The organism is Streptomyces sp. NPDC057428, assembly GCF_042803195.1.
Taxonomy (GTDB): Bacteria; Actinomycetota; Actinomycetes; order Streptomycetales; family Streptomycetaceae; genus Streptomyces.
The window spans coordinates 26708-38436 of record NZ_JBHVCT010000042.1; the positions used below are offsets into that span (position 1 = coordinate 26708).

12 protein-coding genes are annotated in these 11729 nt (G+C 70.3%); 8 read left to right on the forward strand and 4 right to left on the reverse strand.

Translation table 11 applies throughout. The annotated features are described in order from the left end of the window. The first annotated feature begins 31 nt into the window (after nt 1-31). A complete protein-coding gene (locus ACFU5K_RS18090) occupies nt 32-304 on the forward strand; it encodes a DUF1876 domain-containing protein (RefSeq protein ID WP_384062420.1) in 273 nt (90 codons plus the stop codon). A gap of 57 nt (nt 305-361) precedes the next feature. Here the strand turns inward: ACFU5K_RS18090 and ACFU5K_RS18095 are convergent, their stop codons facing one another. Next, nucleotides 362-1585 (reverse strand): methyltransferase domain-containing protein, encoded by a 1224-nt coding sequence (locus tag ACFU5K_RS18095; RefSeq protein ID WP_384062422.1) that lies wholly within the window; start codon nt 1583-1585, stop codon nt 362-364. Between the two features lie 115 nt (nt 1586-1700). Between ACFU5K_RS18095 and ACFU5K_RS18100 the strand changes: the two genes are divergently transcribed. From ACFU5K_RS18100 to groL, 3 genes are all read left to right on the forward strand, one after another. Then, nucleotides 1701-2615 carry a polysaccharide deacetylase family protein gene (locus ACFU5K_RS18100; RefSeq protein WP_384062424.1) on the forward strand — a complete coding sequence of 305 codons (915 nt, stop codon included), beginning with the start codon at nt 1701-1703 and terminating at the stop codon, nt 2613-2615. 303 nt (nt 2616-2918) lie between these two features. Next, the gene (gene groES, locus ACFU5K_RS18105) at nt 2919-3227 is read left to right on the forward strand and encodes a co-chaperone GroES (RefSeq protein WP_164262571.1); all 309 of its coding nucleotides are present in this window, start codon (nt 2919-2921) and stop codon (nt 3225-3227) included. Between the two features lie 99 nt (nt 3228-3326). Beyond that, nucleotides 3327-4952 carry a chaperonin GroEL gene (gene groL / locus ACFU5K_RS18110; protein ID WP_384062427.1) on the forward strand — a complete coding sequence of 542 codons (1626 nt, stop codon included), beginning with the start codon at nt 3327-3329 and terminating at the stop codon, nt 4950-4952. Between the two features lie 100 nt (nt 4953-5052). Here the strand turns inward: groL and ACFU5K_RS18115 are convergent, their stop codons facing one another. Further along, nucleotides 5053-5826: an SDR family NAD(P)-dependent oxidoreductase gene (locus tag ACFU5K_RS18115; RefSeq protein WP_384062429.1), complete on the reverse strand. Its 774-nt coding sequence runs from the start codon at nt 5824-5826 to the stop codon at nt 5053-5055. 114 nt (nt 5827-5940) lie between these two features. After that, on the reverse strand, nt 5941-6636 hold the full coding sequence (locus ACFU5K_RS18120) for an MOSC domain-containing protein (protein WP_384062473.1): 696 nt from the start codon (nt 6634-6636) through the stop codon (nt 5941-5943). Between the two features lie 81 nt (nt 6637-6717). Between ACFU5K_RS18120 and ACFU5K_RS18125 the strand changes: the two genes are divergently transcribed. Next, complete coding sequence (locus ACFU5K_RS18125) at nt 6718-7608, forward strand: LysR family transcriptional regulator (RefSeq protein ID WP_384062432.1); 891 nt, start codon at nt 6718-6720, stop codon at nt 7606-7608. A gap of 91 nt (nt 7609-7699) precedes the next feature. Here the strand turns inward: ACFU5K_RS18125 and ACFU5K_RS18130 are convergent, their stop codons facing one another. Then, nucleotides 7700-8029, reverse strand: a complete 330-nt coding sequence (locus ACFU5K_RS18130; RefSeq protein ID WP_384062435.1) for a WhiB family transcriptional regulator — start codon at nt 8027-8029, stop codon at nt 7700-7702. Between the two features lie 424 nt (nt 8030-8453). On the opposite strand from ACFU5K_RS18130, the gene ACFU5K_RS18135 reads away from it, so the two are divergent. The 3 genes from ACFU5K_RS18135 (at nt 8454) to guaB (ending at nt 11703) form a co-directional block, all read left to right on the forward strand. After that, entirely contained in the window at nt 8454-9065 is a 612-nt protein-coding gene (locus ACFU5K_RS18135) for a response regulator transcription factor (protein WP_003948568.1), read from the forward strand. Between the two features lie 420 nt (nt 9066-9485). Then, nucleotides 9486-10061 (forward strand): sigma-70 family RNA polymerase sigma factor, encoded by a 576-nt coding sequence (locus ACFU5K_RS18140; protein ID WP_030123887.1) that lies wholly within the window; start codon nt 9486-9488, stop codon nt 10059-10061. Nucleotides 10062-10197: 136 nt separating this feature from the next. Next, complete coding sequence (guaB, locus tag ACFU5K_RS18145) at nt 10198-11703, forward strand: IMP dehydrogenase (protein WP_384062438.1); 1506 nt, start codon at nt 10198-10200, stop codon at nt 11701-11703. Nucleotides 11704-11729 lie beyond the last annotated feature (26 nt).

Genomic DNA, 11729 nt, shown 5'->3' on the forward strand with positions numbered 1-11729 from the left:
TGGAAGCAGGAACTTCCGGGAGGTGACCGTCATGATGGAGACCACCGTCGGATGGCATATCGAGCTGGAATTCGAGGAGGACACCCACCGCACCCGCGCGGCGGCCCTCGTACGGCTCAGCGACGGGACCGAGGTACGGGCCCACGGATACGCCAGCCGTCATCCCTCCGACGCGGAGCAGCCGCGGGTGGGCGAGGAGATCGCCGGTGCCCGCGCGCTCAACGAACTCGCGATGAAACTGCTCACCAAGGCGCACGACGAGATCGATGATGCGTCCGGCCGCACGTCGCATCCACTGACCTGACCACCGGCGGACGTGGGTGGAGACGTGCGGCACAGCCGTCCCACCGCGGGCGACGGATCAGGGGCGCTTCACCGGCTGCCCGACCAGCATGGTCGGGGCCCCGGCCACCCGGGTCAGGAAGACGGTGGCCGAGTGCGGCCCCTGGAGCTTCATCTTGCGGCGCAGTTCCTCCGGTTCGACGGCGGAGCCGCGCTTCTTGACGGTCAGCACCCCGACCTGGCGTTCCCTCAGCAGCGCCTTCAGCTTCTTCATGTTGAAGGGCAGCTGATCGGTGATCTCGTACGCCGAGGTGCAGTCGGACTCGTACGGCACGTCGCTCGTGACGTACGCGATCGTCTCGTCGATCAGCCTGCCGCCGCACCGCTCGACGACGTCGGCCACCAGGTGCGCGCGGATCACGGCGCCGTCGGGCTCGTACAGGTACCTGCCCACGCGGCCCACGGGCGGCGGGGGGAGCGGGGCGTCGGCGACGAGGGTCGCGCGGGAGGGGAGCAGCGTGGCCCGGAAGGCACCGGGCGTGAATCCCTCGCCGAACCAGAGCACGGCCTCCTTCACGTCTCCGCCGTCCGAGATCCACTCGGCCTCGGCCTGCGGCCCGATCGCCTCGTGCGGGACGCCGGGCGCGATCTTCAGCGCGGCCCTGGGCGCCCGCAGTGCGGCCCCGGTCGCCCACGAGAGCGGCGGTGAGTAGGCCTCGGGGTCGAAGATCCGGCCGCGGCCGCCGCGTCGCGCCGGGTCGACGAAGACCGCGTCGTACGGGGAGGTGTCGATCTCCGTGACGTCGGCGCACCGCACCTCGACGAGGTCCTGGATGCCGAGCGCCTCCGCGTTGGCGCGGGCGACCAGGGCCGTCAGCGGGTCGCGGTCCACGGCCAGGACCGCGATGCCCGCGCGGGCCATGGCGATCGCGTCGCCCCCGATGCCGCAGCACAGGTCGGCCACGCTCCGCACGCCCCGCTCGGCGAACCGCTCGGCGCGGTAGGAGGCGACGGAGGTCCGGGTGGCCTGCTCCACGCCGTGGGGGGTGAAGAACATGCGGAACGCGTCCTGGGCCCCGAACTTCGCCACCGCGCGCTGCCGCAGCCGCGCCTGGCCGAGCGCGGCCGACACCAGGTCGGCGGGATGGGTGCGGCGCAGCCGGGTCGCCGTCGCCAGTTCCCGGGCGGGGTCGTGGTCGCGGAGCTCCTCCAGGAGGGCCGCGCCCTGCGGAGTGCGCAGGGCGGCGAAGGAGGCGAGCGGGTCGGCCTGGTCGGCGGGGGGAAGGGCGTTCACACGGTCCATTGTGAGCCAGCCGGGGGACCCGGCGGGCCCCCCGGCTGTGTCGCCCGGGGCGGCCGGGGGCCGGCTGGCAGGATGCGGCGCCATGCAACTTGTACGACAAAAAGAAAAATCTGCCATGAAGCGGTACAGGTCTTCCGGTTCGGTCCTGGCCGCCCTGCTGGTCGCCGCGCTCGCCTCAGGGTGCGTCGGGGCTGCCGACGACGGTGCCGCCAGCCGCGCAGGGGTCGCCGACCTCGGCCGTCAGGGGCCCGCCGCTGCCCCCGCCGGCCCCGTCGCAGCGGCGGAGGCCCGCGTCGAGCGGCTGAAGAAGCAGGAGGCCGCACGCGTCGCAGCCGCGAAGAGATGGGGCCTGGCGAAGGTCCCGCTCGTCGCCCCGGCGCCGCCGGCCCGCAAGCCGCACATCACCACCCGTGAGGGCTTCGAGGTGGAAGGAGGGGAGTCGCTCCCCCCGGTCTTCACCACGGTGCCCACCAAGGAGCGGATCGTCTTCCTGACGATGGACGACGGGGCGGAGAAGGACCCCGAACTCCTGCGCATGATGACGGAGCTGAAGATCCCCTACAGCGCCTTCCTCAGCGACTACGTGGTCAGCGACGACTACGGCTACTTCAAGGACATGCAGGCCAGAGGTGTCACCCTCAACAACCACACGCTGAACCACCGCTACCTCCCCGGCCTCTCGAAGTCCGAGCAGCGGCGGGAGATCTGCGGCGAGCAGGACAAGATCGAGAGGTACTTCGGGAAGAGGCCCACCCTCTTCCGGCCGCCGTACGGCAACTACAACGGCGACACCCTGCGCGTCGCGAAGTCCTGCGGCATCAAGGCGGTCCCGCTGTGGGCGGCCGAGGCGTTCCCCGACCACATGGAGTGGCGCGAGTGGGACCAGGACCTGCACCCCGGCGACATCGTCCTCACCCACTTCCGCGGACGCGAGGACTGGGAAGGGTCCATGGCCGACATGATCCGCCGTGTCATGAGGACGATCACGGACAAGGGCTACGCCGTGGCCAGGCTGGAGGACTACGTCTGACGTGGGCCGGGGCCGGTGAGCGCAGGGGGCAGGGCAGGCGAAAGCGTCGCCGGAACGCCGCGGCGGTCTCCCGCGTTGTCCGGGCGTGAGTGGTCCCGCGACGCCACGCGAGGGTGGTGAATTGGCACTCCGCTTGACCGAGTGCTAATCGCGGTCATAGTCTCTGTGCTGGCACTCACCGATGGAGAGTGCCAGCACAACCGCGCGACAGGACAGGTCCGGCACCCGCGACGACGGATCGGCCCGGTCGCCACCCCACAGACTGTTAAACCCCGTGAGATCTCCGAAGGGGGAGACCGGATCGTGTCGACCACCAGCTCCAAGGTTGCGATCAAGCCGCTCGAGGACCGCATTGTGGTCCAGCCGCTCGACGCCGAGCAGACCACGGCTTCCGGCCTGGTCATTCCGGACACCGCCAAGGAGAAGCCCCAGGAGGGCGTCGTCCTGGCCGTGGGCCCGGGCCGCTTCGAGAACGGCGAGCGCCTTCCGCTCGACGTGAAGGCCGGCGATGTCGTCCTGTACAGCAAGTACGGCGGCACCGAGGTGAAGTACAACGGCGAGGAGTACCTCGTCCTTTCGGCCCGCGACGTTCTCGCGATCGTCGAGAAGTAATTCACTTAACGTTTGCTTCCGTTCTGCGCCCCTGGCCCCCTGCGAGATAACTAGCCGGGCGGTGAGGGGCGCAGTTCGTTTGAGAGGACAGCTCAGCCCATGGCGAAGATCCTGAAGTTCGACGAGGACGCCCGTCGCGCCCTTGAGCGCGGCGTCAACAAGCTTGCCGACACGGTGAAGGTGACGATCGGCCCGAAGGGCCGCAACGTCGTCATCGACAAGAAGTTCGGCGCCCCCACCATCACCAACGACGGTGTCACCATCGCGCGCGAGGTCGAGCTCGACGACCCGTACGAGAACCTCGGTGCGCAGCTGGTGAAGGAGGTGGCGACCAAGACCAACGACGTAGCGGGTGACGGCACCACCACCGCCACCGTGCTCGCCCAGGCCCTCGTCCGCGAAGGCCTGCGCAACGTCGCCGCGGGCGCCTCCCCGGCCGCCCTGAAGAAGGGCATCGACGCCGCCGTGAAGGCCGTGTCCGAGGAGCTCCTCGCGACCGCCCGCCCGATCGACGACAAGGCCGACATCGCCGCCGTCGCCGCGCTCTCCGCGCAGGACCCGCAGGTCGGCGAGCTCATCGCGGACGCGATGGACAAGGTCGGCAAGGACGGTGTCATCACCGTCGAGGAGTCCAACACCTTCGGTCTGGACCTCGAGTTCACCGAGGGCATGGCCTTCGACAAGGGATACCTGTCGCCGTACATGGTGACCGACCAGGAGCGTATGGAGGCCGTCCTCGACGACCCGTACATCCTGATCCACCAGGGCAAGATCGGCTCCATCCAGGAGCTGCTCCCGCTGCTGGAGAAGGTCATCCAGGCCAGCGCATCGAAGCCGCTCCTGATCATCGCCGAGGACGTCGAGGGCGAGGCGCTCTCCACCCTCGTCGTCAACAAGATCCGTGGCACCTTCAACGCCGTCGCGGTGAAGGCCCCCGGCTTCGGTGACCGCCGCAAGGCCATGCTCGGCGACATCGCCACCCTCACCGGTGCGACCGTCATCGCCGAAGAGGTCGGCCTCAAGCTCGACCAGGCCGGTCTGGACGTGCTGGGCACTGCCCGCCGCGTCACCGTCTCCAAGGACGACACGACCATCGTCGACGGCGGCGGCGACTCCGCCGACGTCAAGGGCCGCGTCAACCAGATCAAGGCCGAGATCGAGTCCACGGACTCCGACTGGGACCGCGAGAAGCTCCAGGAGCGCCTCGCGAAGCTGGCCGGCGGCGTGTGCGTGATCCGTGTCGGTGCCGCCACCGAGGTGGAGCTCAAGGAGAAGAAGCACCGTCTGGAGGACGCCATCTCCGCGACCCGCGCCGCGGTCGAGGAGGGCATCGTCTCCGGTGGTGGCTCCGCTCTGGTCCACGCCGTCAAGGTCCTCGAGGGCAACCTCGGCAAGACCGGCGACGAGGCCACGGGTGTCGCGGTCGTGCGCCGCGCCGCCGTCGAGCCGCTCCGCTGGATCGCGGAGAACGCGGGCCTCGAGGGCTACGTCATCACCTCCAAGGTCTCCGAGCTCGACAAGGGTCAGGGCTTCAACGCCGCGACCGGCGAGTACGGCGACCTGGTCAAGGCCGGCGTCATCGACCCGGTCAAGGTCACCCGCTCCGCCCTGGAGAACGCCGCGTCCATCGCGTCGCTGCTGCTCACGACCGAGACCCTGGTCGTCGAGAAGCCGGCCGAGGAAGAGGCGGACGCCGGTCACGGCGGCCACGGCCACTCGCACTAGTACGGCCCCGTACCACCACCGAGGCCCGGTACCCCCGTCGCGGGGGCACCGGGCCTCGGTGCGTCGCCTGACGGTCGCCCGCGACGACGGCCGTCCCTCGCTACTTCGGGCCGTACGTGCGCCCCGCGCGGGTGGTCACCCCGCCGAGCAGGTTCCGGGGCGTGAGTTTCACCAGGCCCATCAGCGCCTTGTACCGCGGATCCGGGATCGACACCGACCGGCCCCGGGCCAGGTCGGCCAGGGCCGCGGTCACCAGCTTGTCCGCGTCGAGCCACATCCAGTCCGGGATGTTGCCCGTCCCCATCCCGGCCCGCTGGTGGAACTCGGTCCGAACGAAGCCGGGGCACAGCGCCATCAGGCGTACACCCGAACCCGCCAGGTCCTTCGCGGCGCCCTGCGTGAACTGCACGACCCACGCCTTCGACGCCCCGTACGTCCCCCGGGGGAGGAAAGCCGCCACGGAGGCCACATTGACGACACCGCCGCGGCCGCGCTCCCGCATGGGCCCCGCGGCTGCCGAGGTCAGCCGGAGCACCGCCTCGCAGTGGACTCTGAGCATCGTCAGCTCGTCGGCGACGGAGACGTCGAGATAGCGCCCCTTGTTGCCGAAGCCCGCGTTGTTGACCAGCAGATCGACCGGGCTGTGACGGTCCGCCAACCTCTTCTCGACCGCTGCGATACCCGTGTCCGTGGACAGGTCGGCCGTCAGCACCTCGGCCTCGATGCCGTGCCCGTCGTGCAGCTCCGTGGCCTGGGCCCGCAGCCGCTCCGTGTCACGGGCCACCAGTACCAGGTTGTGCCCGTCACTCGCGAGCCGTCGTGCGAAGGCGGCCCCGATTCCCGCCGTCGCGCCCGTAATCAGTGCAGTCGTCATAAGCGGCACGGTAGTGCCCCGAGTGAGTGGGCCACCGACCAGCCCGACGTCCCCGCAGCCGTTCCGGGGAGCGGCTGCGGGGACCGCCCGTCCTCGGGCGCGGGCCGCGCGCCGCTACGACGCGGGGGTGCCCTCGGCGGGGGCGGGGCCGCTCCTGGCCAGGTACGCCCGCACGGCCCGCAGCGTCCCCCCGTGCAGCGCGTCACCCGCGGCGAGCAGGCTCGGCAGCAGCGTGCGCTCCGTCGTCGTCGCCCTGAACTCCAGGGCGGCGGTGATGTCGTGGCCGGGGCGGTGCACGACCTCCACGGGATCGCCCGAACAGATCGTCCCCGGCCGGATCACGCGCAGGTACGCGCCCGTGGCGGCCTCGTGCGTGAACCGCTTCACCCAGCCGCGTTCGCCCACGTGTCCGGCGAAGGTGCGGCACGGGACACGGCCCGATGTGACCTCCAGGACCACTTCCTCGCCGACCCGCCAGCGCTCCCCGATCCTGGCGTGACTGACGACGACCCCCGACGTCGTCAGGTTCTCCCCGAACGCGCCGTCGGGCAGAGGCCGGCCGAGCGCCTCCTCCCAGGCGTCGAGCTCCTCACGGGCGTACGCGTACACCGCCTGGTCCGTACCGCCGTGGTGCCGCAGGTCGCACACGGCGTCCCCGGCGAGCCCGCTGCCGCCGCTGCCCCTGGGCCCGGGATCGGAGACCCGCACCGGCGCGTCGGCCGGCTGCTTGCCGATTCCGGTCAGCCCCGTGGCGGAGTCGGTGTGCGACGACGGGGTGGGGCGGCCGATGTTCACGGTGAGCACCTTCATGCCGTACACGCTAGCGGCGCGGTACTCAAAGCCGCTCATGACTTATCAGATGATTATGCAAGCGTCGCTTATGGTTGGAGCGTGATCGAAGCTCGTCATCTCCGTGTCCTGCGTGCCGTCGCCACCGGCGGATCGTTCTCCGCCGCGGCGCGCGATCTCGGCTGCACCCAGCCCGCCGTCAGCCAGCAGATGAAGGCACTGGAGAGCTCGGCAGGCACCCCCCTCCTGATCCGTACGGGTCGCGAGATGCGGCTCACCCAGGCGGGTGAGGCGCTGGTGCGCCACGCCTCGGGCATCCTCGCCGGGCTGACCGCCGCCGAGGAGGAGATCGCCGCGATCGCCGGTCTCCGGGCGGGCCGGGTCCGGCTCGTCTCCTTCCCCAGCGGGAGCTCCACGCTGGTCCCCGGCGCCCTCGCGGCGCTGCGTGCCGCGCACCCCGGTACGCAGGTGTCGCTCGTCGAGTCGGAGCCGCCCCGCTCGGTGGAGATGCTGCGCGACGGCGACGTCGACATCGCCCTCGCCTTCCGGTACGGCAGCACCGGTGGTGAATGGGACGACCTCGTCGTGCGCCCGCTGCTCACGGACCGGCTGGTCGGCCTCGTTCCGGAGGGGCACAGACTGGCCGGGGCCGGTGCGGTGGACATCGGCGAGCTGGCGGAGGAGTCGTGGATCGCCGGCTGCCCACGCTGCAGGCGGCAGCTGGTCGAGGTGTGCGAGGAGGCCGGATTCACCCCCCGGATCGACTTCGCCACGGACGACTACCCGGCGGTGGTCGGCCTGGTCGGGGCGGGCCTCGGCATCGCCTTCCTGCCCGAGCTGGCCCTGGAGTCCGTACGGTCCAAGGGGGCGCGCACGGTGACGGTGGAGCCCGCCGTCGAGCGCGAGATCGTCGCCCTCACCCTGCCCGACCTCGCCCGGGTTCCCGCGGTGGCGGCCACCCTGGACCAGCTGACCGCGGCAGCCGCGCGCTGACGGGCGCACCACCATGTCCCCGGCGCACGCCCGAGCAGGAGTGCACCGGGCCTGAAGAAACGTTTCTGCGTTCGCTTGGGCCCGCAGGGTGTCAGGTGGGGCCCGATCCCTCGGACGGCGCCGAATGGGCGGAGATCAGCCGGTTGCGGGCGCGTCCCATGAGCTCCTCGCGCTCGTCCTCGGTCAGGCCGCCCCAAACGCCGTAGGGCTCCCGTACCGCGAGTGCGTGTGCCGCGCACTCGGCGCGTACCGGGCAGCGCATGCAGACCTCTTTCGCCGAGGCCTCGCGGGCGCTCCGGGCCGCTCCGCGTTCCCCTTCGGGGTGGAAGAAGAGCGAACTGTCGACCCCGCGGCAGGCGGCCAGCAGCTGCCAGTCCCACAGATCCGCGTTGGGTCCTGGAAGGCGGGAGAAATCTGCCATTGCGTGTCCCCTCGAAACCTTGCTGAGTCGGAATCGGCATCCTCGACCGTTGGTGCTTGTCGGTGACCTGAGTCCCGACCGTACATCTACGGTGTTAGTAGATGTAAATATGACTTCTTGCGAATCTAGCCTCAGACGCCAGCAAAAGGGAAGAAAACCCGCCTAAATGGGGCAGATCGACGGGTGGGGGAGTGATCGAGGGGTGCCTGAACCGACGTCACTCTTCTCTGTGCACGGCCCCTTACGCACAGTGCCGAACCCGATGCTTCGGGCCGTAACTCTTTCGAGTGACCGTCGTTGATGAAGGGGAAGCGGTTGACGCAGAACGAGCTCGGGCAGATGTCCGAGGGGGTCGACCGCTCAGGTGACGACTTGTATCAGCCTGGAGGCTCAAGGTGACGCGCATCAGCTGCGGAGGACGGTCATGACATCCGTCCTCGTCTGCGACGACTCCCCGCTTGCCCGAGAAGCGCTCCGCCGCGCGGTTGCGACCGTGCCCGGCGTCGAGCGTGTGACGACGGCGGCCAACGGCGAGGAGGTCCTCCGCCGCTGGGGGGCCGATCGTTCGGATCTGATTCTGATGGACGTACGCATGCCCGGTCTGGGGGGTGTGGAGACGGTCCGGCGACTGCTCTCGGCCGACCCCGGTGCCCGGATCATCATGCTGACCGTCGCGGAGGACCTGGACGGTGTCGCGCTCGCGGTCGCCGCCGGTGCCCGCGGATATCTGCACAAGGACGCCTCCCGTGCCGAGCTGCGCGCGACCGTCACCCAGGCGCTGGCCGATCCGACGTGGCGGCTCGCCCCGCGTCGGCTGCGGTCCGCCGAGATGGGTGCCGCGCCGACGCTCACCGCGCGTGAGATCCAGGTGCTGGAGGGCATGAGCCACGGCCGGTCCAACGCCGAGATCGGGCGTGAGCTCTTCCTCTCGGAGGACACGGTGAAGACGCACGCGAGGCGTCTGTTCAAGAAGCTCGGGGCCTCGGACCGGGCGCACGCCGTCGCGCTCGGCTTCCGCTGGGGCCTGGTCCGCTGATCCCGTCGCGCGGCCGCCGGCCGTGTGATCCCGTCCGCGCGCCGGCGGACGGGGCGGTGGCGGCGGACCCGCGGCCGGGCCCCCCACCCCGCGGTATGTGACGCTTCCCGGCCGATGCCGCATCCTTGAGTGGGGAGCCCCCGCGGGGGACATTCGGTCGAGCGGAAGGGGAGGGCGCAGGACATGACATCCGGCGCACCCGCTCAAAACGCTGGAGCACCCGCTCGCAGCGCCGACGACGCACAGACCGACGCGCGGGGCGACCGCGCCGAAGGGTCCGCCGGAGGTGTCGAACCGCCCGCCGACAGGGCGGCGGTCCACGACGTCGGCGACGCCCCGACGCGGGACGCTGATAACGCTTCGGTGCACAACTCGGGACGCGATGCATCGGATCGGACGGTGTCAAGGCACCATGGTCCGATGCGTGAGGACGGGACGACGGTGATCGGTGCTCTGGTGCACCGTGCTGTCGACGGCGACGCGCAGGCCACGCATGACCTGCTGGCCCACGTCCACCCTCTCGCCCTGCGCTACTGCAGGTCCCGGCTGAACAGACTTCCCGGTGATGCCCGTCACTTCGTCGAGGATCTCGCTCAGGAGGTCTGCGTCGCGGTCCTGATGGCGCTGCCCCGGTACAAGGACACCGGCAGACCCTTCGAGGCCTTCGTCTTCGCCATCGCGGGACACAAGGTCGCCGACCTCCAGCGCGCCGCGATGCGGCACCCCGGATCGACTGCCGTGCCCTCCGACGAGATGCCCGAGCGGCCCGACGACTCGCTGGGACCGGAGGAACGCGCCCTGCTCAGCAGCGACGCGGCCTGGGCCAAGAAACTCCTCGCCAATCTTCCGGAGAATCAGCGGGAATTGCTGGTCCTCCGGGTCGCGGTCGGACTGACCGCGGAGGAGACCGGCCAGATGCTCGGGATGTCCCCGGGGGCGGTCCGGGTCGCGCAGCACCGCGCGCTGAGCAGGCTACGCGCGCTCGCCGGCCAGTAGGCCCGGTTCCGGCGTCTCCCCTCCGGGTTGTGGGAAGCCACAGAACCTCGGTGTGATCTTGCTCGTGGAATGAGACACCCCGCGAGGCCGTTAGCATGGACATCCGCACCGATCAAGGCCATTTGGGGAAGGTGTCATGACTGCAAACGTCGACGGAGTGCCCGAGAAATTCGCGACGCTCGGGCTGACATACGACGACGTGCTGCTGCTGCCCGGCGCGTCCGACATGGCGCCCGATCAGATCGATACCGCCTCGCACATCTCGAAGAACGTGCGGGTGAACATCCCGCTGCTCTCGGCGGCGATGGACAAGGTCACCGAGGCGCGCATGGCCATCGCCATGGCCCGGCAGGGCGGCGCGGGTGTCCTCCACCGCAATCTCTCCATCGCCGACCAGGCGAACCAGGTCGACCTGGTGAAGCGTTCCGAGTCCGGGATGGTCACCGACCCGATCACGGTGCACCCGGACGCGACCCTTCGCGAGGCCGACGAGCTCTGCGCGAAGTTCCGCATCAGCGGTGTGCCCGTCACCGACGCGGCGGGCAGGCTGCTCGGCATCGTCACCAACCGCGACATGGCCTTCGAGTCGGACCGCGCCCGCCAGGTGCGCGAGGTCATGACGCCGATGCCGCTCGTGACGGGCAAGGTCGGCATCTCCGGCGTCGACGCCATGGAGCTGCTGCGCCGCCACAAGATCGAGAAGCTGCCGCTCGTCGACGACGCCGGGATCCTCAAGGGCCTCATCACGGTCAAGGACTTCGTCAAGGCCGAGCAGTACCCGAACGCCGCGAAGGACAAGGGTGGCCGGCTGATCGTCGGCGCCGCGGTCGGTGTCGCGGGCGACGCCCTCGAGCGCGCCCAGGCGCTGGTCGAGGCCGGCGTCGACTTCATCGTCGTCGACACCGCCCACGGTCACTCCCGGCTCGTCGGCGACATGGTCGCCAAGATCAAGTCGAACGCCTCCGGTGTCGACGTCATCGGAGGCAACATCGCCACCCGTGACGGCGCCCAGGCGCTCATCGACGCCGGTGTCGACGGCATCAAGGTCGGCGTCGGCCCCGGTTCCATCTGCACCACGCGCGTGGTCGCCGGCATCGGCGTCCCGCAGGTCACCGCGATCTACGAGGCGTCGCTCGCGGCGAAGGCGGCCGGCGTCCCGGTCATCGGCGACGGCGGTCTGCAGTACTCCGGTGACATCGCCAAGGCCCTCGTGGCCGGCGCGGACACCGTGATGCTCGGCTCGCTGCTCGCGGGTTGCGAGGAGTCCCCGGGCGAGCTGCTCTTCATCAACGGGAAGCAGTTCAAGTCGTACCGCGGCATGGGTTCGCTCGCAGCGATGCAGACCCGTGGCGACCAGCGCTCGTACTCCAAGGACCGCTACTTCCAGGAGGGCGTCGCCTCCGACGAGAAGCTGGTCCCCGAGGGCATCGAGGGCCAGGTGCCCTACCGCGGCCCGCTGTCCGCGGTGGTCCACCAGCTCACCGGTGGGCTGCGCCAGTCGATGTTCTACGTCGGCGGCAGGACCGTTCCGGAGCTCCAGGCGAACGGCCGCTTCGTCCGGATCACGTCGGCCGGTCTCAAGGAGAGCCACCCGCACGACATCCAGATGACGGTCGAAGCGCCGAACTACAGCAGGAAGTAAGGCATCAGCGCAGGTGAGGGGCGGAC

Coding starts and splice junctions, on each gene's coding strand:
- ACFU5K_RS18090 (WP_384062420.1), top strand. CDS start 32: ATGATGGAGACCACCGTCGGATGGCATATCGAGCTGGAATTCGAGGAG.
- ACFU5K_RS18095 (WP_384062422.1), bottom strand. CDS start 1,585: ATGGACCGTGTGAACGCCCTTCCCCCCGCCGACCAGGCCGACCCGCTC.
- ACFU5K_RS18100 (WP_384062424.1), top strand. CDS start 1,701: ATGAAGCGGTACAGGTCTTCCGGTTCGGTCCTGGCCGCCCTGCTGGTC.
- groL (WP_384062427.1), top strand. CDS start 3,327: ATGGCGAAGATCCTGAAGTTCGACGAGGACGCCCGTCGCGCCCTTGAG.
- ACFU5K_RS18115 (WP_384062429.1), bottom strand. CDS start 5,826: ATGACGACTGCACTGATTACGGGCGCGACGGCGGGAATCGGGGCCGCC.
- ACFU5K_RS18120 (WP_384062473.1), bottom strand. CDS start 6,636: ATGAAGGTGCTCACCGTGAACATCGGCCGCCCCACCCCGTCGTCGCAC.
- ACFU5K_RS18130 (WP_384062435.1), bottom strand. CDS start 8,029: ATGGCAGATTTCTCCCGCCTTCCAGGACCCAACGCGGATCTGTGGGAC.
- ACFU5K_RS18135 (WP_003948568.1), top strand. CDS start 8,454: ATGACATCCGTCCTCGTCTGCGACGACTCCCCGCTTGCCCGAGAAGCG.
- ACFU5K_RS18140 (WP_030123887.1), top strand. CDS start 9,486: ATGCGTGAGGACGGGACGACGGTGATCGGTGCTCTGGTGCACCGTGCT.
- guaB (WP_384062438.1), top strand. CDS start 10,198: ATGACTGCAAACGTCGACGGAGTGCCCGAGAAATTCGCGACGCTCGGG.